Source organism: Pedobacter sp. CG_S7, assembly GCF_040544395.1.
GTDB lineage: Bacteria > Bacteroidota > Bacteroidia > Sphingobacteriales > Sphingobacteriaceae > Pedobacter.
Genome location: NZ_JBEONS010000043.1, coordinates 1 through 19,292 on the forward strand (window position 1 = coordinate 1; position 19,292 = coordinate 19,292).

General features: G+C 39.3%; 25 protein-coding genes. 14 read left to right on the top strand and 11 right to left on the bottom strand.

The features are described 5' to 3' along the window. The first annotated feature begins 500 nt into the window (after positions 1-500). Both AAKU52_RS15520 and AAKU52_RS15525 read left to right on the top strand, forming a co-directional pair. The gene (locus AAKU52_RS15520; protein ID WP_354335175.1) at positions 501-779 is read left to right on the top strand and encodes a hypothetical protein; all 279 of its coding nucleotides are present in this window, start codon (positions 501-503) and stop codon (positions 777-779) included. Between the two features lie 172 nt (positions 780-951). Continuing rightward, positions 952-1,077 carry an ATP-binding protein gene (locus AAKU52_RS15525; RefSeq protein ID WP_354335177.1) on the top strand — a complete coding sequence of 42 codons (126 nt, stop codon included), beginning with the start codon at positions 952-954 and terminating at the stop codon, positions 1,075-1,077. On the opposite strand, the gene AAKU52_RS15530 is transcribed toward AAKU52_RS15525, so the two are convergent. Further along, positions 1,019-1,492, bottom strand: a complete 474-nt coding sequence (locus tag AAKU52_RS15530) for a hypothetical protein (protein ID WP_354335226.1) — start codon at positions 1,490-1,492, stop codon at positions 1,019-1,021. The two genes, AAKU52_RS15525 and AAKU52_RS15530, sit on opposite strands and share 59 nt — an antisense overlap. Before the next feature lie 7 nt (positions 1,493-1,499). Between AAKU52_RS15530 and AAKU52_RS15535 the strand changes: the two genes are divergently transcribed. From AAKU52_RS15535 to AAKU52_RS15590, 12 genes are all read left to right on the top strand, one after another. Next, positions 1,500-1,844 carry an SDR family NAD(P)-dependent oxidoreductase gene (locus AAKU52_RS15535; RefSeq protein WP_354335179.1) on the top strand — a complete coding sequence of 115 codons (345 nt, stop codon included), beginning with the start codon at positions 1,500-1,502 and terminating at the stop codon, positions 1,842-1,844. Between the two features lie 238 nt (positions 1,845-2,082). Further along, positions 2,083-2,670, top strand: a complete 588-nt coding sequence (locus AAKU52_RS15540; protein ID WP_354335181.1) for a hypothetical protein — start codon at positions 2,083-2,085, stop codon at positions 2,668-2,670. Beyond that, positions 2,655-3,026, top strand: coding sequence for a transposase (locus AAKU52_RS15545; protein WP_354335183.1), 372 nt, complete (start codon positions 2,655-2,657; stop codon positions 3,024-3,026). The genes AAKU52_RS15540 and AAKU52_RS15545 overlap by 16 nt, the downstream gene beginning before the upstream one ends. Before the next feature lie 237 nt (positions 3,027-3,263). Further along, entirely contained in the window at positions 3,264-4,085 is an 822-nt protein-coding gene (locus tag AAKU52_RS15550; protein WP_354335185.1) for an AraC family transcriptional regulator, read from the top strand. A 110-nt stretch (positions 4,086-4,195) separates the two neighbouring features. Continuing rightward, the gene (locus tag AAKU52_RS15555) at positions 4,196-4,912 is read left to right on the top strand and encodes a hemerythrin domain-containing protein (RefSeq protein WP_354335187.1); all 717 of its coding nucleotides are present in this window, start codon (positions 4,196-4,198) and stop codon (positions 4,910-4,912) included. A gap of 13 nt (positions 4,913-4,925) precedes the next feature. Beyond that, positions 4,926-5,675, top strand: coding sequence for a sulfite exporter TauE/SafE family protein (locus tag AAKU52_RS15560; RefSeq protein WP_354335189.1), 750 nt, complete (start codon positions 4,926-4,928; stop codon positions 5,673-5,675). Positions 5,676-5,686: 11 nt separating this feature from the next. Further along, positions 5,687-6,190: a hypothetical protein gene (locus tag AAKU52_RS15565; protein ID WP_354335191.1), complete on the top strand. Its 504-nt coding sequence runs from the start codon at positions 5,687-5,689 to the stop codon at positions 6,188-6,190. A gap of 2 nt (positions 6,191-6,192) precedes the next feature. Continuing rightward, positions 6,193-6,657 (top strand): DoxX family protein, encoded by a 465-nt coding sequence (locus AAKU52_RS15570; protein WP_354335193.1) that lies wholly within the window; start codon positions 6,193-6,195, stop codon positions 6,655-6,657. A 16-nt stretch (positions 6,658-6,673) separates the two neighbouring features. Further along, a complete protein-coding gene (locus AAKU52_RS15575; protein ID WP_354335196.1) occupies positions 6,674-7,027 on the top strand; it encodes a c-type cytochrome in 354 nt (117 codons plus the stop codon). Between the two features lie 21 nt (positions 7,028-7,048). After that, positions 7,049-7,621 (top strand): phosphatase PAP2 family protein, encoded by a 573-nt coding sequence (locus AAKU52_RS15580; protein ID WP_354335198.1) that lies wholly within the window; start codon positions 7,049-7,051, stop codon positions 7,619-7,621. Between the two features lie 15 nt (positions 7,622-7,636). Beyond that, positions 7,637-9,511: a purple acid phosphatase family protein gene (locus AAKU52_RS15585; RefSeq protein ID WP_354335200.1), complete on the top strand. Its 1,875-nt coding sequence runs from the start codon at positions 7,637-7,639 to the stop codon at positions 9,509-9,511. A 3-nt stretch (positions 9,512-9,514) separates the two neighbouring features. After that, positions 9,515-10,771, top strand: a complete 1,257-nt coding sequence (locus tag AAKU52_RS15590; protein ID WP_354335202.1) for an APC family permease — start codon at positions 9,515-9,517, stop codon at positions 10,769-10,771. Between the two features lie 42 nt (positions 10,772-10,813). Here the strand turns inward: AAKU52_RS15590 and AAKU52_RS15595 are convergent, their stop codons facing one another. From AAKU52_RS15595 to AAKU52_RS15640, 10 genes are all read right to left on the bottom strand, one after another. Then, the gene (locus AAKU52_RS15595) at positions 10,814-11,785 is read right to left on the bottom strand and encodes a DUF1259 domain-containing protein (protein WP_354335204.1); all 972 of its coding nucleotides are present in this window, start codon (positions 11,783-11,785) and stop codon (positions 10,814-10,816) included. A 63-nt stretch (positions 11,786-11,848) separates the two neighbouring features. Then, positions 11,849-12,589 (bottom strand): 3-keto-alpha-glucoside-1,2-lyase-like domain-containing protein, encoded by a 741-nt coding sequence (locus tag AAKU52_RS15600; protein WP_354335208.1) that lies wholly within the window; start codon positions 12,587-12,589, stop codon positions 11,849-11,851. 67 nt (positions 12,590-12,656) lie between these two features. After that, positions 12,657-13,385: an ABC transporter ATP-binding protein gene (locus tag AAKU52_RS15605; protein ID WP_354335211.1), complete on the bottom strand. Its 729-nt coding sequence runs from the start codon at positions 13,383-13,385 to the stop codon at positions 12,657-12,659. Next, positions 13,367-14,932 carry an ABC transporter permease gene (locus tag AAKU52_RS15610; protein WP_354335213.1) on the bottom strand — a complete coding sequence of 522 codons (1,566 nt, stop codon included), beginning with the start codon at positions 14,930-14,932 and terminating at the stop codon, positions 13,367-13,369. Before AAKU52_RS15610 ends, AAKU52_RS15605 begins: the two co-directional genes overlap by 19 nt. Continuing rightward, positions 14,917-15,924, bottom strand: coding sequence for an extracellular solute-binding protein (locus AAKU52_RS15615; protein WP_354335215.1), 1,008 nt, complete (start codon positions 15,922-15,924; stop codon positions 14,917-14,919). The genes AAKU52_RS15610 and AAKU52_RS15615 overlap by 16 nt, the downstream gene beginning before the upstream one ends. 1 nt (position 15,925) lies before the next feature. Beyond that, positions 15,926-16,576, bottom strand: coding sequence for a succinate dehydrogenase cytochrome b subunit (locus AAKU52_RS15620; protein ID WP_354335217.1), 651 nt, complete (start codon positions 16,574-16,576; stop codon positions 15,926-15,928). Between the two features lie 81 nt (positions 16,577-16,657). Continuing rightward, on the bottom strand, positions 16,658-17,110 hold the full coding sequence (locus tag AAKU52_RS15625; protein ID WP_354335219.1) for a chromate resistance protein ChrB domain-containing protein: 453 nt from the start codon (positions 17,108-17,110) through the stop codon (positions 16,658-16,660). After that, positions 17,107-17,943: a chromate efflux transporter gene (gene chrA / locus AAKU52_RS15630; protein WP_354335221.1), complete on the bottom strand. Its 837-nt coding sequence runs from the start codon at positions 17,941-17,943 to the stop codon at positions 17,107-17,109. The genes AAKU52_RS15625 and chrA overlap by 4 nt, the downstream gene beginning before the upstream one ends. Next, complete coding sequence (locus tag AAKU52_RS15635) at positions 17,889-18,299, bottom strand: chromate transporter (RefSeq protein ID WP_354335224.1); 411 nt, start codon at positions 18,297-18,299, stop codon at positions 17,889-17,891. The genes chrA and AAKU52_RS15635 overlap by 55 nt, the downstream gene beginning before the upstream one ends. A 36-nt stretch (positions 18,300-18,335) precedes the next feature. Then, the gene (locus tag AAKU52_RS15640) at positions 18,336-19,214 is read right to left on the bottom strand and encodes a chromate resistance protein ChrB domain-containing protein (RefSeq protein ID WP_354335225.1); all 879 of its coding nucleotides are present in this window, start codon (positions 19,212-19,214) and stop codon (positions 18,336-18,338) included. Positions 19,215-19,292 lie beyond the last annotated feature (78 nt).

The following is a 19,292-nucleotide window of genomic DNA, read 5'->3' on the forward strand; positions in this document are numbered from 1 at the left end:
ATTTCTGTTCGTTTTTCATAACCTAAAATACATAAAAATATCCTAAATAACAAAAAAAACAAGTGTAATTTATTGTTAATCAATTAGTTAAATCATATATTGCCTTGCAACGGTCTTAGGAATGTATTTCTTTACAGGATGAAAAGGTACAGCAGCAAAAATACCGGAAGGAACAGCGATTATCGCAACAGAAGAGACCTGAAAAGACTATTAAGAAAACATATTTGCCGGAGATGCCACGGGGCAATTATCTGAATATATTGTTGAAACCGACAGTAGATGATTACGAAGTTCTGCCGGAGAAAAAAAGGGAGAAAAAAAAGAAACGCTATGTTGGCTGAGTGTTAGGACTATAGATATTATCGCGTAAATAGCTGAAAGAAGGTAAGTAAATCAATAATTTGGAAAGAGTTGCAACGACCTTACCTTTATAAGAGCACGCTTGCACAATTTTATAGATAGACGCAAGCCTGCAACACTAGCAGAAAATAACATTCCATATGACAGAACAAGAAATTAAAAAAGGCATCAAAGCGATTTGTGAAACATCTACAGAAATTGCAACGCTTTATGCTGACAATAGTGCATTAGTAGCAAAATTAAATTCTGTCCCACAAGATGAATTACAAAAAGCTTCTGATTATTACGCTTCTCGTTCTGGCGTAACCGTTGACTTAAGAAAAGATGTTTTAAAATATCTAAAAGAAGGGAATAAACTTGACTTATCAACTCTTGAAGGCTTCATTGTTAAACATAGGACGGGAAAAGAAAACCAATGACTAATAGATCTCAAAAAGGCAGGCTAAATTTCATTTCACCACATACGCAAATTTAGCCACGCCGGATAATGAGTAAAGGCTATACATAGCGGGCAGGAGTGTTTATTTTCATTAGCTTGCCCGGCCTTGACACATTATCCGGCTATCCGCTTTTTGCTGCTTAAGTGGTAAAATGGATATTTGTGTGCCAGTTATTGCTACCGCACTGTTGGACAGGCTCCTTTTCAAGTGTGAAATAATCAGTTTAACAGGAGATAGTTACCGCTTGCAAAACAGGCAAACTTTCTTTGAATCGTAATCAAATTAAATTTACTTTTGAAATGAACCCTGTTGTTGCGCCCGACTTTTTTGCCGCAACTGCTCACCTCTTTCTTTTCTCTTTTCAGGTTCTCCATGATATCCACTCTTCGCGTGAAAACGTCCTTTTCAGTGATTTCATTTTTACCGATGGCATCTAGTATCTTAATCTTTTCGTCAATGATTTCCAAAGTTATATACTTTTCAAAAGCAAGCACATTGTTTTCAGAGTTATCGGCTGGTGCAAACATCCTGTAAACAGGTTTTGGCAGGGAATCTTTGTATACTTTCCATTTATTAAAAGCAGAGGAATATATCTCCTTGAATTTTTCAAGGGTTTTGGTATCAACATACCTGTGCATTTCATGGGTAAATCCATGACGATATTCTGTTTTGAGTATAAGAAGCGTACCCAAAACACGAATGAAGAGCTCTTTAAAGCAATGGTTTAGATTCTGTTCTACATCTTCAATACGATTCGGTAGCTGGGTTTTTAGGAAATTAGTACATTCTTTTGCCGTTGTGCTTACTTTTGGTAGCCTTTTTTTACAAAGTGCACAAATGGGGGCACTCCCGGTTTTATATGCTGCTTTGACTAAAGATGTGAAAGGTGGCGAGTTTATTGGTCCAGACGGGTTTCAACAATTAAGAGGATATCCTACTAAAGTAGATGCTGATGAATACTCTAATGATAAAGAAGTTGCTCAACATTTATGGGAAGTTAGCCAAGAAATGACTAAGGTTCTTTATCTGCATGACAATATCTAGAGGAGAAGAAGTATTTCGAAAAATTGGAATTATTTAACGAATCAACACGAGGAAAGGCAGGAGGAAAGTTATCCCTCATGTTTGTCGCATGCATCTTCAAATAGGAATATCATTTCGTCAGGTGAACTTATCCATGGGATAAAGAACTTGAAGACTTTTTCAATTTGTATTCTCAGCAGGTTTCAGAAATCGCTATTGAATTATACAACCCGTTGTGCGGTTTAAATTAATTGAGAAAATGGACGGAAATAAAGAAATAAAGTTTTGCATGATACTGATATTCAGTACATTAAGGAAGTATTCGACGCTTACTTACATGCACAACCTGAAGACTAATTTCGACAAGATTCTTGATATTGCCAAATCTACACTTTCCGACCTGCTGCTGCCTGACGGCTACTTTGAACCTTACCGGAACAAACCTAAGATGACTGATATTGAGGTGGTTGCCTTGGCAATTACTGCCGAGTCATTGGGCATTGATTCTGAAAACCTGCTGTTTTCCAAGCGGAGAAAAGAGTACCTGGCCGATTTTCCCCGGCTGACCGACCGGTCCCATTACAACCGCCGCAGGAAACGGCTGCAAGATTATATTGCCTGGGTTGCACAGCCTATTGCCGATATCATCGCCCCTGGCAATAAGCAGTTTATCCTGGATTCAGTTCCCGTCCCTATTTGTCAGAACCCACGGATCTACAGGTCCAGCATATGCCGCGACGATCCGGACATGTTGCCACAAAGAGGTTATCATGCTTCCCATAAAATGCACTATTACGGGCTTAAAATGCAACTGGTTGTATCCCGGCCGGTATGTCCGTTTCCATAGGCCTGACCCCTGCAAACATCCATGATGTCCATTACGTGAACCACCTGGACAAAAACCAACTGCATGATTGTGAACTGATTGCAGATAAAGGATATCTTTCGGTAGGTTATCAAGCCTCCTTGTTTGAACAGGACAGGATCCGGTTGATTACCCCCTTGCGGGCCAATATGAAACGGAGGGAATCGCTTTGGAACCCGGCTTACCGATATACCCGCAAACGGATCGAAACCTGTTCACACAGCTTTGCGACCAGCTCTTTCTTAATCGGAACTATGCCAAGACACTGGACGGCCCATTTGCAAGGATGTGTACCAAGATCAGCAGCGTGGCGGTTCTGCAATACATCAATTTCCTAAACAATAAACCGATTAATCACTTAAAACATGCCCTGGCCAATTCAACCGCACAACGGATACTTATACATAAGATATCCAATTTGCATTTTTCGTATCTCTTCTGTTTTGATTCTTTGATTTTACAAACCTCTAACAAATAAGCATAATTTTATTTGTCTTCAACCGTACTATTGTAACGAAATATTGCGGTATATTTGAAAGTCGGCTCACTAACTTTAACTATTTAATTTTAAAACAATGAGTAGTTCTATAAGTATTAAGAACAAAATTGAAGCAGATAGAGTAATTAAGGTCTCACCTTTTAAAAAGGAGATAAGAAGAACTACACCTCATAAACACAATAACTATTTTGAAATAATTTATTTGTCTAAGGGCGGAGGAAACCATTTTATAGATTCCAGAAAATATCCCGTTAAGCCCCCTATAATGTATTTTATTAGAAAAGAACAAGTTCATTATTGGGAATTAGACCAGGAACCTGAAGGATTTGTAGTTATAATCAAAAGATCATTTATAGAAATTAGCCTCGATGATGAATTGAAATCACTTTTTACAAAGATTAGTGGACAAAATAGCTTGGGTATTACAGATAATTTAACCATAAATAGCATATTTACTTTACTGACAAAAGAAAACCGAGAGTCGGGAAAGAATGCTTTTCATATAACAGAAGGTTTATTAAAAGCCCTTTTAGGGAAAGTTTTAGATGTTGCAAAGCCATTAATAAACAACGTAGAAATTAAATCGAATCTTTATCAAGCCTACAATAATTTACTCAATGCTAATAATAAGATAAAAAATAGGGTTGCTTTTTATGCTGAACAATTAAATACTTCCCCGCAAAATCTAAATGCAGTCTGTCGCAAAGCAACTAATAAATCCGCTTCTAAAATATTGGCGGAATTTATTACAAACGAAGCCAAACGATTACTACTTTACACCGACAAGTCTGTTTCAGAAATTTCCATCATTTTAGGCTTTAAAGACGCCTCCCATTTTGTAAAATATTTTAAAAGATTTACAGAACAAACTCCTCAGTCCTTTAGAAATAATGCTTAATACCAAAGCATTTTCAAATGTACCATATGTTGTTGCTTTGATTGTACGAACTTTGAGTGATTGAAATGTGTTGAATAGCTTTGCTGTTTTGCATAATAAAAACTTCACTCATGGAAACTAACACTAATGAAAAATTTGATTATAATCGCAGAAACTTTATAGAATCAGGAGTAAAAATAGCAATTGCGGGTGGCATCGCAAATATTGGGTTTTTATCAGGTTGTAAAACAGATGAGGAAGAAGGTCAAAAAGTATCTCCCCCAGAGGACTTAATGCAAGAACATGGAGTACTAAACAGAGTTCTCCTTATTTATGATAATTTTCTTGAATTACTTGCAAACAAGAAGGAAGTCAATCCTGGTTTGTTACTGGATGCAGCCATAATCATCAGAAAGTTTATTGAAGATTACCATGAAAAACAGGAAGAGCAATTCCTATTCCCCAGATTTGAAAAAGCAGGTAAACTTATAGATCTTGTTCAAACCTTACGTACCCAACATCAGCAGGGAGGTATAATAACCTCAAATATTCTTCAGATTGCTAAGCGACCAAAGCTACTAACTGATGAGGCTAATGAACTTACCATCTTTCTTTCATCGTTTGTAAAAATGTATCGCCCTCATGAAGCGAGAGAAGATACTGTTCTATTTCCTGCTTTTAGAACCATTGTCAGTAAAAACGAATATGATAGCCTGGGTGAAGATTTTGAAAAAAATGAATACCAAATGTTTGGTGAGGGTGGGTTTCAGCAATTTGTTGACAAAGTAGCATACATAGAGAAAGAACTGGGCATTTTCGAACTTGCTCAGTTCACCCCAACAAGCTGATAAAATTGCAGGCATGGAAATTTTAACTGAAGGTTATCTTTTATATATAATCATCTTTTTGGCTGCTGCGGTCAGCTATATCATCTCTACACTCTCTGGAGGTGGAGGATCACTATTATTGGTACCTATAGTCAGTTTTCTTATCGGGACAAAGGGTACGGCTCCAGTAATTAATCTCGGAAATTTAATAGGTGAACCTATTCGGTTAGCCATGTTCTGGAAATATATCGACTGGAAAGTCACAAAATATTATGTAATTCCTGCGATTGCCGGAACACTTTTAAGCGCATGGCTATTTAGCAACATAGAACTGAAATGGTTACAAATAATAGTCGGTTTATTTCTAATCAGCACCATTTTCCAATATAAATTCGGTAGTAAAGAGAAATCATTCAAAATGGAGCTTAAATGGTTTATGCCTTTGGGCTTTGTGATCGGATTTTTTTCTACTCTTATAGGTGCCGTAGGGCCGGTGCTTAATCCATTCTACCTTAACTATGGAATAGAAAAAGAGCCCATGATCGCTACTAAGACTGCAAACTCTTTTCTCGTTGGGTTAGTACAAATATCAAGCTATACCGCTTTAGGAAGTTTAAAAGGTAAATTATGGATTTATGGCATTGTGCTTGGTCTGGGCGCATCCATGGGAAACTGGATAGGTAAATTATATCTAAAGAAGATAACCAATACATTCTTTAGAAAGCTGGTGATCGCAGTCATGGTTATTAGTGGTATTGTACTAATCGTAAAAAGTTTAAATTAATTGATAAAGGCATGAAGTATATAACTCCATTAATTGCGATAGTAACAGTATTTATTTTAATTTTTTCTTGTAATGATGTGCAAGAAAAAATTAAGAATAAGTCAGTTGGTCCCGGAGGCTGGCTTAAAGGAAGCGGCAATGAAAAATTTGAAACAATTGCTGATCAGTTGCGGGGCTTTGATGCTACAATGGTCGAAGTTGGATACCGTTATCAGGAATTGTATTGGGCCGGACAGGATGAAAATTGGGATTATGCCAATTACCAGATAGAGAAAATAGAAACAACATTGAAAAATGGTTTTGAGCGTAGGCCTAAAAGGGAAAAGTCCGGAACCCATTTTTTAAATTATGTTTTGCCGGAGATGAAGAAAACAATCAAAAGCAGGGATACCATCCTTTTTAATAAAGGTTTTATGATGCTAACATCAAATTGCAATTCATGCCATACCATGGAAAAAGTCCCGTTTTTTACTGTTAAGATTCCAGCGGAAAGACAATCACCAATTAGAAAATAAATATGATACAAAAACTTGTTCACACAGATAACAGTAGAACAACTGTAATTATACGACTAATGGTTGGAGCCGTTTTCCTCTCAGAAGGGATACAGAAGTTCTTATTTGCTGATAAATTAGGAGCGGGAAGATTTGAGAAGATCGGGTTACCTGATCCTGGATTCTTAGGGCCTTTTGTCGGGAGTTTCGAAATCATTTGCGGACTTCTCATTTTGTTTGGTTTTTTGACAAGATTTGGTGCCTTCGCTATGCTGATTAATATTTCAGTAGCCATTATCTCAACAAAAATCCCAATTCTAATAGGTTCGGATTTAGGTATTTTCCAGGTAGGCAAGTTTGATAATTATGGTTTCTGGAGTATGGCTCATGAGGCCCGTACAGATTATTGTATGTGGCTGGGAAGTATTTTTTTGATGATTAAGGGTGGTGGAGAGTGGTCGATTGATAACTTTATAAAGAAAAAATAACGTAATAGACTTTAGGATGATCAGATGCAATATTCCTTTACTTACGTTTTTACTTCTTTTAACTACTACAATTTCATGCGTTCAATCAGTAAATGAAAAGGGCAAAAAAAGAAGCCACAAAATTAAACCTGCAGTATTAGAAGAAGGAACAGAGGAAGGAAAGACACTTTTTATACAATATTGTTCCGCCTGTCATGGTAATGATGGCAAAAAAGGTGTAAATGGCGCCAAAGATTTAACTGTGACTAAAAAGGGTATTGATAAGATAATTAAGCGAATAAATGAAGGTAAAGGAAATATACCTGGATATAAGGAAACATTCAATAATCAGCAAGTTACTGAAATTTCAAAATATGTTTGGAAGCTTTAAGGAAAAATGGATCTAAAACAATTGAATACGATAGATCGTGAAATATTATTAGCCATAAATCGACTCCATACACCGTTTTGGGACAATATGATGTGGTTTGCGAGTGGAACCTTAACCTGGCTTCCGTTTTATATTTTGCTTGCGACATTGCTGATCTTCAAATTTAAAAGGAATAGTGTGCCCATGTTGATATTGATTGGTATTTTAATACTTTGTAGTGATCAGATCGCTTCCGGATTAATAAAACCTTTGGTACAAAGGCTTCGGCCAAGCCATGATCCCGACTTGTTATCACAACTTCATTTTGTAAATAATTATCGGGGCGGCCTTTATGGATTTGTTTCCTCACATGCGGCCAATGTTTTTGCTCTGGCATTTTATCTCAGTTTTGTAGCGTCCAAAAAGATTCCGTGGCTCCCTTATGTTCTTTTTCCGTGGGCGTTATTTGTTTCACTTAGCAGGGTTTACTTAGGTGTACATTATTTAAGTGATGTTATTGTTCCTGTTATTTTTACCATGCCCTTAGCATATATTATTGCCAGACTATATTTCTTCTGGATAAAACCGCTGGCACCAGATTCCATTCAATTATAAAAACAAATCAAAAATATGAAAACAACCTTATCTGTTATCCTAATATTATTTACCCAGCTTACGGTTATCGCGCAACAACATGCTATTCCTGGTTCTTACACCAATATTAAATACGATGAAAGCAAGCGGCTTTATTTTGAGAAAGACGGCGAGAAATTTTATGCCGATACTACAGGCTCCAGATATACTATAAAACAACTTTTGGGAAATCCAAAAGGGACAGAAGAAGGGTTAGAATTTGATTTTGGCAATCTCAAAGGAACGTTTACCTATGGTTTAATCCCTTATGGAAAGGCTCCGCATCCACTTCCGGTATTCCGGTTAACAAGTCCGCTCAATAACGGAAAAGTAAGTGCTAATATTAAAAAGGATTTTCGATATCCTTATGACTTTGTTGGTTGGGAAGAAAATAAAGGTTTTACTTTGGGTTACCGCCTAACTGATGAGAAAGGGATGATTGTTTTTGATGGTGAAGCTTCTGTAGAAGGAACTGGCCCATTCAAGATAATACCTACAATATACGAAGGACCCTATGTGAATAATATTTCTGATACCGAAGCAGTTATCTGGTATGAAACCAGTTTGCCCGTTACTTCGACATTATACATTAATGATAAAGTAATGAAAGATGCATCGCCGGCAACTCATCATGAATTTAAGATCAGCGGTTTAAAGCCTGGAACCAAATACGATTATACTGTAAAAGTTGCTTCTCTTTCACAAACCTACTACATCACAACAGCACCAAAAGCAGGTAGCAGAAAGCCATTTGTTTTCGCATATACTAGTGATAGTCGTCATGCTACAGGCTCCGGGGAACGAATGATCTATGGTGCAAATGCCTACATCATGAAAAAAATGGCAGCCCTTTCCTATCAGCAGGGTGCAGCCTTTGTACAGTTTACCGGCGACATGATCAATGGTTATCTCTCCAATAAAGAAGAGCAACTTGTTCAATACACCAACTGGAAAAAATCAATTGAACCTTTCTGGCATTATATGCCTTTTTATGTTGGCCAGGGCAATCACGAGGCACTGGGGTATATTTTTAAGGATAAAGATGGGGCACAAAAAGGCTTTATTGATAAATTTCCTTATGACACACAATCCGCAGAAAGTGCATTTCAGGATGCATTTGTAAATCCTGAAAATGGCCCGGTTGGCGAAGACAACAATCAGTACGACCCAAATTCCAATCAAGTAGACTTTCCATCCTACAAAGAAAACGTGTTTCATTATACTTATGATAATGTGGCAATGATTGTGCTGAACAGTGATTATTGGTATGCTCCAACATTAAGCCGGGAAAATGCTACCAGCGGCGGACTACACGGTTATTTGATGGATAACCAAATGGCCTGGCTGCGTAAAGTCATTCTGGAATTTGAACAAAACCCATCTATTGACCATATTTTCGTCACCCAGCATACCCCCGTTTTCCCTAATGGCGGACATAGCGGTGATGATATGTGGTACAGTGGAAATAACGAAAAGCGACCATACATTGCCGGGAAGCCCGTCAAAAAGGGGATTATTGAAAGAAGAGACGAATATTTGGACATTTTGATTAACCAAAGTACAAAGGTTGTTGCCGTTCTTACCGGAGATGAACATAATTATAATCGTCTTCAGTTAACCAAAGAAGTTCCAATCTATCCTGATAATTACCCTCACAAAAAGCTGAATGTATCCCGTACAATCTTTCAAATAAATAACGGCGCTTCGGGCGCACCGTATTACGGACAGGAAAAACTGCCTTGGAGTGCATTCACTAAAGCTTTTAGTGTAGAAAACGCAGTATGCCTGTTTTATGTTAAGGGCAAAAGCATCAGCATGAAGGTGTTAAACCCCGATACTTTAAATCAGATAGACGAAATAGTTTTAAGATAATAAATGAAAAAGACTGGAACCAACAACCTTTTAAGGGTATTAACTTTAAAAGATGCTGTGGGCATAGGCTTGGGGGCCATTATAGGAGCGGGCATTTTTGTGGTGACCGGCGTTGCCGCAGGTGTTTCTGGTCCGGCTTTTTTAACAGGACTGCTGATTGCCGGGATTATTGCCGCTTTCAACGCCTTGAGTTCGGCACAACTGGCAGCCGTTTACCCGCACTCAGGCGGAACGTATGAATATGCTTATCAACTGATAAACCCGGGTTTCGGTTTTTCGGCCGGGTGGATGTTTTTAATGAGCAAACTGGCGGCCGGCAGTGTGGTTGCCCTCGGTTTTGGAAGTTATTTTTACCAATTGGTACCGCTGGGTTCTCCTATCATAATCTCGGCAATGGCTATCGTTTTATTGACCCTGGCCAATTTCTTGGGGATAAAAAAGGCAGGGAATTTAAACTTGTTCATTGTGGCATTCACCATTATTTCACTCTTGTATCTGGTCTTTAGCGGGCTTCCTGAAATAAAAGCTGAAAATTTTAAACCTTTTGCCCCTTTCGGGATTTCTGGTATCGCGGAAGCCACGGCGTTGTTGTTTTTTGCGTTTACAGGCTATGCCCGCATTGCCACTCTGGCCGAAGAAGTAAAAGAACCGGAAAAAACAATTCCAAAAGCGGTTATTATAACCATTATCACCGCCATTGTTTTATATGCTTTGGTTTCTGTAGTTGCCATTGGCGTAATTGGTGCCGAAAGCATGGCCGCCAGCAAATCGCCTTTACAAGTGGTTGCCGATTCCTTATCGGCACCAGGCATTCAGATTATCATAACCCTTGGGGCATCCACGGCCATGCTGGGGGTTTTGCTGAGCCAGATTCTCGGCGTTAGCCGGATGATGCTGGCCATGGGAAGAAGGAATGATCTATTGCCTGTTTTCCAGAGGATACATTCAAAAAACAAGGTGCCCCATATGGGAATTTTTGTTACAGGATTGATCATTTTAGCCCTTTGCTTTATAGGCACTTTCGAATTTATCCTTGCCTCGGCCGCTTTTACCATTCTGTTGTATTACAGCATCACCAATATTTCGGCATTAAAACAGCCCAAAGACGAACAACGCTATGGAAAAGCTGTTCCCGTTTTGGGATTGATCGGTTGTTTAATGATGGCTATTTCGCTCGATGTTCAGGTGATTGTTTCAGGGCTTGTTTTGCTGATCATCGGGTTTATACTTCGGTTTATACTTCATCAGATTTACGATTGATTTTTTATCCGGTACGCATTCACTCCGCCGTTTATAAATTTGTTAATGCATTCCCATTTTATCTTTGCCACCTTTTCCTAACTGATCCAGCGCATCCCTGAACCCCTTTGCCAGTTGCAACGCAGGCCCGGTGCCCAGGTAATGCAGAAAAATGATATGGGGTTTATCGCCCAGCATGTGGTTATGCACCGCCACTACTTCTAAATTATTTTCCCGTAATGCTTTTATTACTGCGTTTACTTCAGGTTCCAACATGGCCACATCGCCAGCTATATGGGCTTTTTCCATCGTACCGGTAAAGGATGCCCAGGTGTTCAGTCCGATGGAAGATGTCATCTCCGCACCCATGGCCATGATCGTCAAGTCACTTCTTCCTATCGTATATTTTATTGTTGGACCGTTTATGGCTGCTTCATATTTAATCAGCCCGTTTAATTGAGATACATCAAAAATATCTTTCCCGGTTTTAGCGGGCGGAGCTCCGGCAGGCGGTTGATTTTTTGGTGAGATCTTGGTTTCAGATATGGCCTTAGCATATTTTTTTGCCAGCTCTTCCGGAGTTCCCATGCCATGCAGGTGCATATAGAAAATACGGGGCTCTTCATAAAAAAAGTGGTTATGGATGGCGCTGACCTCTAATCCGTTAGCATGAGCGGCTGAAATAAGCGGGTTCACTTCTTCCTGCAACAGCACACAATCGCTCATTAATACGGCCGACTTACCGTCCAACGTTCTTTTAATCGAAACCCAGCCCCCAAAGCCAAAAGCAATGGGAACGGCATCACCTTTAACGGTGATTTTCAGGTCGTTTCTCGGAAGAGGCGTAGTATGAGTAGCTTCTGCTTCTTTATACATTCCCTTTTTACCCATGGCGGCTTCTATTGCCGAAATCTCTTCAGGTTTTAAAGTCGGCGTTTTAAAGCTGACGGGTGTAAAGGCGGCTACATTTTTAATGTCTATTAAGCTGGCGCCAAATACGATTGCACCGGCTTGTAACAAGGTTCGGCGTGACAAAGTTGTTTTTAGATTTTTCATGTGCTTATGATATTTATTAAAAAAAAGTATACAATATTTAGATTATTGGATTTCAAAATCATCAAAGTAGGTAACAGCATCCGCTTTTGTCCAAAACCCTACTTTACCGGCTCCAGTGAAGGTATTATCTTTAACCTGGAAAAGCTCTTTTTCATTTAAAACTACGGTAAACAGGTCACTCTTTACAATTAATTTAAGCTTGTTCCATTCGTTTCCGGGAACCGGCGCATCCACGCCATAGGTTTTACCTTTCCCTATTAAGGGCAAATCGGTCCGTTTACCATTTTCCACTTTGTATAAAACTACATTGTTTTCCAAAGGATTGGCACGTACCACATAATAGTTGTCGGCATCTTTAAAACGCCAAACAAAACCTCCTCCCTGGTCTATCCTTCCGCTCATACCTTTTAACCCTACTTGTAACGTAACGTCTTTTGCTTGAAATCCATCATATACCACTACATTAAAATGATTGCTGGGATTGTCTTTTGATAGTTGTGCAAGCACTTTATTGCCTCCATCATCCACAACTTTCCATACAGGCATACTACCTTTTCCGGTTAAGTAAGCAGTCCATCCTGAGGGCAATTCATTTAAGTTCGCATCCTCAAAGTTCAGGGTTTCTAAGCTCTGTTTTGAAAGGGTATCCGGCTTTTCATCATTCATCATCGTTTCGTTAGCCATACTATCTTTTGTATTGGCCCCACTGTTAGCGTTTTTGGCTTCACAACCGGTGAGGATACTGTTTATCAGTATCAAGATTAAAATTTTGTTTGTTTTCATATTATTAAGGATTTATTGAATTTCATTTGGTTAAAAATTTAGATGACAAGCCGCCATACTTTGATTATTATATCTCTATAAATTCTTTTACAAATGGGTCATTTGATTGGTGCATTTCAGTTGTAGTTCCATAATAGTTGATTATACCACTGTTTAATAACATTATCTTATTGCTTAAATCAACAGCTTCTTTATGGTCGTGGGTAACATAAAGCACCGTCATGTCTTTTTCTTTTACCAATTGCTTCACCAGTGTGCGTATTTGTGTCTTCAATTTTACATCCAAATTGGCCAACGGTTCGTCCATTAATAAAATTCGAGGTTGCAACACCATACTTCTCGCCAATGCAACTAACTGTTGTTGTCCTCCGGAGAGCTGATGAGGAAAATTATTTTTCAATTCAGCAATCCCAAATTCCTCCAATGTTTGGTTAATGAGGTTTTTGTAACCGGCAATTTGTAATTGCTTCAACCCAAATTCTATATTTTGATGAACGGTAAAATGTGGCCAAAGGGCAAGGTCCTGAAAAACAAATCCGATGTTACGCTGATGCGGGGGAACAATGATTTTATTTCCGTCGGAAACAATTTTTCCGTTGATACTGATTTTCCCTTCTTCCGGTTTCTCCAAACCGGCAAGCAACCGAAGCAAGGTGGTTTTACCGCAGCCTGATTTTCCGAGGATGGAGATGAACGCAGACCCTTCATCCACTTCAAATGAAATGTTGCGCAGTATGGTTTTGCCCCCATACCGTTTGGTGCAGTTCTTAAATTGTATTAGTGGCTTACTCTCCATTTTTGCTTGAATAAAATTTTTCTTCCTAAAAACATGACGATCAAAATGCCCGCTGTAAATAATAACGCTACCAAACTCATTCCGCTTACTACATGTTGGGCAGCATTGGCGCTTCGTGTGAAAACAGTTACGGGCAATAACGATATGCCGGGCGGATAAATCATGATGACAGTTGCCAGTTCGTTTAAACAAAAAATCAGGGCAATAAAAAAGGAAGTGAACAATGCTTCGCTCAAAAGCGGTAAAGAAATTTTTCTGAAAGTACTAAACGGCGTGGCTCCCACCATCTTTGCCGCATCAGTGAATGAAACAGGGATTTGCTGCAAACTGCCGGAAATAATTTTTACGGAGATGAATACAAACCGGGCAGTGAACGCAATCAGGATGATCAGCACCGAAGCATAAATAAAATTGAGCGAGGGCGTGTTATAAAAACGAATGAGCGAAACGCCGGTAACAATTGCCGGAACGGCAAATACAAACAATAAAATAGTCTGGATAAAATTGAATTTAAACCGGACGGTGAGATAAGAAAAAATCAATCCGAACAGGGTAACTGTAAATGCCCCTGCCAAAGCGATGACCAAACTGTCTCTAAGCGATGGAAGCAGCATATTGATAATTTGGCTGAACGGGGTGCTTGCATTTGTGAATGTTTGAACGGCTAACAAAATCAGCGGAAGCAAAACCGTAATTAAGATATATATGGCCATCAATAAAAGAGGAATCGTTTTACCGGAAAGTTCCACTGTTTTGAAACGGAACGATTTTTTTCCAAAAGTGAAAAACGGTTCTTTGGTTAAATATTTCCTTTCGGGAAGCAATAACAAAATACAAATACCGGTAAGCAGCAAGGATTGCGCAATAGCCAGCGAATAATTATAAAAGGCGGAGAACTGCGTAAAAATTTCTGTAGTGAAAACAGGCACCGATAAAAATGAAGGCACGGCAAATTCCGACAGCGATAGGATAAAAATAAGTATGAACGATGAAAATAAAGCCGGGCGCAGCAGAGGCAACACAATTTTGAAAAAAACTTTCCGGTAACCGGTAATCATCAATCCTGCTTCTTCAATGCTTGCATTGATGTTCTTTAAACTGTTTTGAATGATGAATGCCGCCAACGGCGTATAAATGGTAACGAGTATAAAAATTACCGCCGGCAAACTGTATATGAGTTTTTTTGATAAGCCGATAAAAAGCCAGGCGTCATCCCACGCTACACAAAGCACATAAGATGAGAGCAATAACGGAAGCAGCAAAAGCAAACGAAAAGCATTTGCAAACGGGATATTCGTTTTGGATAATAAAAAACCGAAGCAACAGCCCAGCAGCACCGATACCGAACTCACCGAAATTGCAATGAGCAAGCTGTTGCCGATACTATGGAGTACATCTTTATGAAAAACGGAAGGAAAATTTCCAAATCCCGCAATCCCCCCGAAAAAAGCGCTGAATATCAGAACGCACAATGGCAGAACCACGGCCAGGAAAAAAACACCTGCCGCAGAAAATAAAATGGTTTTGCCGTTTATTGTGCTGCCCATTGTTTAAGGTATTGCTTTATCTGTTCTGATTTTTGTGCCACTCTGGCATAATCCACTTTCATCGGAACAATATTATCCAACGATGGAACAGTATTAGGTACGGCAACACCTTTATGCAAGGGCATCTGGGCACAGCTTTCCGCCAACATTTTTTCTGTTTCGACCGAAAGCAAAAAGTCGATCAGTTTTTTTCCGTTCTCGTTGTTCGGAGAATTTTTTATCAATGAAGCGGTGTTGGGAACGATGAGATTTCCAAAACCCCTTTGATCCAGGAAAATTGCCTTCACAGGTGCGCCTTCCTTTACGGCTTCGTTGGCATCGTCGGTATCGGTCAATCCCATCGGTATTTCGCCCGTGGCAACTTTCTTTTTTACATCACCATTGCTAGATGCAATAATTACCTCATTCTTTTTTAAATCTTCCATAAACTGTTTTGCTTTCTCATCACCCAGCGTTGCAAATAGTGCGGCCATATGAAAAGAAGTGGTTCCGAAGAGCGGATTGGCAATGGTAAATTTGCCTTTGTGTTTTTCATTGCTGAGGTCAAGAATAGAAGTAGGAATATCCTGCGGCTTTACCAGGTTGGTATTAACAAGCAGCACCCTTGCACGGGCTGAAAACCCGATCCAGTGATAATCTTTATCAATAAACGCAGCATTAATACCTGATGAGGCAGGTGAACGATAAGCTTCGGTAATTTCTTTTTGTTTCAAAACATCGGCACGCATCGGGTCGCCGCTCCAAAACACATCGCATTGGGGATTATTTTTTTCAGAAATCAAACGATTGAGCACGCTCGTTGATTTTGTTTCTTCGGTATCAAAAACAGCGTTCACCTTAATGCCTGTTTGTTTCTCAAATGCTTTGAGCACCGGTTCACTAAACACCTGGTCAACGCTGGTGTAAACCACTACTTCGTTTTTATTCTGATCGGTGCAGGAAGAAATTAGGATTACAATTCCAATTATGGTGATAAAAATCTTTTTTTTCATATTAAATTTGTTTGAAATAAATTATAACAGGTATAATAATAAAACTTACTATTATTCCAATAGTAAGTACCTTAATAATTTTATGAAACAGCAAAAACAACTTGTTATGATAGGAGATACCTAAAGATTGAAAAGCGCTTTGAACGCCATGGCGAAGATGTATGCCAAGAAAAATTATAGAAATAATATAAATCAAACAATACCACCAACTGCTAAAGGCTGTAATGACAGATTGATACATCGTTTCATTGGCGCCCATCAGCCGATTATCTATTGTAAAGCTTTTTAAATGGATGACCAAAAACACGAAAATAACAGATCCGGTAAGGTCCATATTTCTGGACGCCCAGGTACTATTAGCTGATGCATTTACTACTGCATAACCAATTGGTCTTGCCTTTTTATTTTTAATGGTCAGCAGTATTGCTTCGATAATATGAAACAAAAAACCGAAAATGAGAATAAATTCACTGATACGTATTAAGATGCTTGATTCCAATATTTCTGCATAGGTATTAAAAGCAGCGCCGCTATCTTGTTTTAATAGCAATAGGTTGCCGCCTAAGTGTACGATAAGAAATATAAAAAGAAACAATCCGGTAATGGCCATTACTGCTTTACGGCCGATACTTGAAGAAAAAACACCTCTCATATATTTTTAGTTAGTAGTTTCACTTGTACATGAATAAAGCAAAGTAAGCAGCAGGAAAAAGATAATTTTTTGCATAAAAATCTACAGTACAGGGTTCCAATTATGTTTTTCGCTTTGAGCAAACTTTGCCCGGCTATATAAAGCATCATAAATTTTCATTCCGATCTCTAATTGCTGATGATCATTCGGATAATTATAAGATAAACCGGCTGATATTGCCCAAAGACCTGCTGCCTGAGGAGCTAATTCAAAGCAGCCTGTGTCTGCTCCCCTGACAATTTGTGCTATCTGTACCAATGCAGGATCAGAAAGATGGTGCTTTTTTATAATGAAATCAAACGTGCATTGTTTTCCTTCATGCGAATATTGAGCTCCGGGGATATCATAAGGTATCGCCTCCAGCTCCTTTGCCTTTTCAAATACCTGCTCTTTCGGCACATAAATAAACTCGGCTTGTTTGTCCACAAAGTTTTTGATCAACCAGGGGCAGGCAATGCGGTCAATCTTTGGTCGTTCACGGGTTATCCATTTCATGGTTTAATGCTTTTAATGATAATTCCAATAATTGCCGCTGCCAATATAATCAGAGGTTCCTTTATCTTGTTTGTATAAACCAACACCAAAACTGCAGCCATCCCGATAAGTAAAGTTGGGATATCAATAATAGAACGGATACCTATTATGATTACCGATCCCACCAATGCTCCAATAACAGCGGCTGTAATACCATCAACAAAAGCCTTAATACTTTTATTCTGCGCAATCTTTTTAAATGATGGGGCAAGCATAACCGTAAAGAGATAACAAGGGAGATAGGTTGCCAAAGCGGCAACTGCCGCACCGGGAAATCCGGCCACCAGATAACCTATAAAACCTACCGTAATGACAACCGGCCCCGGTGTGATCATGGCTACGGCAACCGCATCCACAAATTGCGCTTCGTTAAGCCATTTAAATTCTTCTACAACCCCGCCATGTAAAAATGGGACAATGGCCAAACCGCTCCCGAAAACAAACGCACCTGCCTTGACAAAGAAAATCCCGAGTTCCACTAATACAGACTGATCAAATTCCCAAAACCCGATGCCGGACAAAAGAACAACCGGAATGATACCAGGCTTTTTAACCCATGCGGGAGGAGCTTTTACAATCATATATAGTATTCCGCTACCGATAAACAAAAGCACTTCTTCCCGCTGGGTAATTACGGTAATTACAACTCCCGAAAGGTAGAGCAGCCATAATAACCATTTTGACAGAATGGCTTTTGGCTTAAATTCAGTAACCGATTTGATAGAAAGTTTATACGCACTCATTGCAATAATGCCGATAACAGAAGCGGACACGCCATAAAAAACGGCCTGCATCCAGGGAAGGCCACCATCACAAAAGAAGGGAGTACAAATGCTAAACCTGCAAGTGTTGCACCTAAAAGCCTGTAATGCACAAAACCAATATAAATTCCCAGTTGAGCGGCCAGAGGGCCCGGCGCCAATTGAGCGAGCGCTAAACCTTCTTTATATTCTTCATCTGTCAGCCATTTTTTATTTCCCACCAGATCACGGTGCATGTAGCCAACTAAAGCTACCGGTCCGCCGAAACCCCATGTTCCAAGTTTCAGGAAGTAGGTAACCAGGCTCATTAATGAATAAGCGGGTGTTGCAGCTTCAACTTGTCTTGACGGTGTTTCAGAATAGTTCATTTTCCAGAATTGATAGTACAATGTTATCAAGACAGAACGGGGCAAAATAGAACGTTATTAACTATTGGGATTCTTTTTACCTTTTAGAAGGATTTTCTTGTAATCGGACGGGCTTTGTCCCTTCTGTTTTTTAAATATCCGGGTAAAATGGCTTTGGTCTGAAAAGCCGGTCAGGTAAGCAATTTCTGTTAAGGAATGATTCGTTGTATCCATCAGCTTCATGGCCTTTTCGATCCGCAACTTCCGGATGTATTCCCCAAAAGAAAGATCATCAAAATGCCTGGAAAACTCCCTGGACAGATATGCAGGGTGTACGTTCAACTCTTCGGAAACTTCCTTTAAGCTCAGGCTCAAATTAATGTCTATCTGATCCTGTATAATTTCCTTAAGATCCCTTACCCAGTCTGGCGCTTTTTTTTCCGCACCTTTTTTTTGTTTCAGATACCGGTTTAAAACTTCCAGCAGTAAATGTTCGACCGGGTTTTGCGTATGTTTTTCTTTTTGGAGATATTTTGCCCAGCTATACAGGGCATCATAGATCAGCATCCCTTTTTCCAGAAGTTCGTGATCATCCCTGGTATTATAGGCCAAACCTGCAGAAATAGCCCAAAGCCCGGAAGCCTGACTGGCCAAATGATGGGCATCGGTATCCGCACCTCGAACGATCAAGGCCATCGTTTGCAAAGCGGGATCTTTTAACTGATATTTTTCGATAAAACAATCAAAGGTACACCGGTCCTCATAATGGGTATATTCCACATCGGGCACATCAAAGGGAGTCGCATTCAATTCTGTGGCCTTAGGCAAAACTTCGTTAAACGGAACATAAATAAATTCAGCTTCGGCATCAATAAACCGCCTGATCAGCCAGGGGCTGGCAATGCGGTCAATCTTCGGATGTTCACGGGTGATCCATTTCGGGTCACATAAAATAATTGGGGATTAGGCAAAAAGTTTTTCCATTCTGAACAGGAAGAATTTAGTATCTACAACACCCCTTTGATTAGCTCTAAA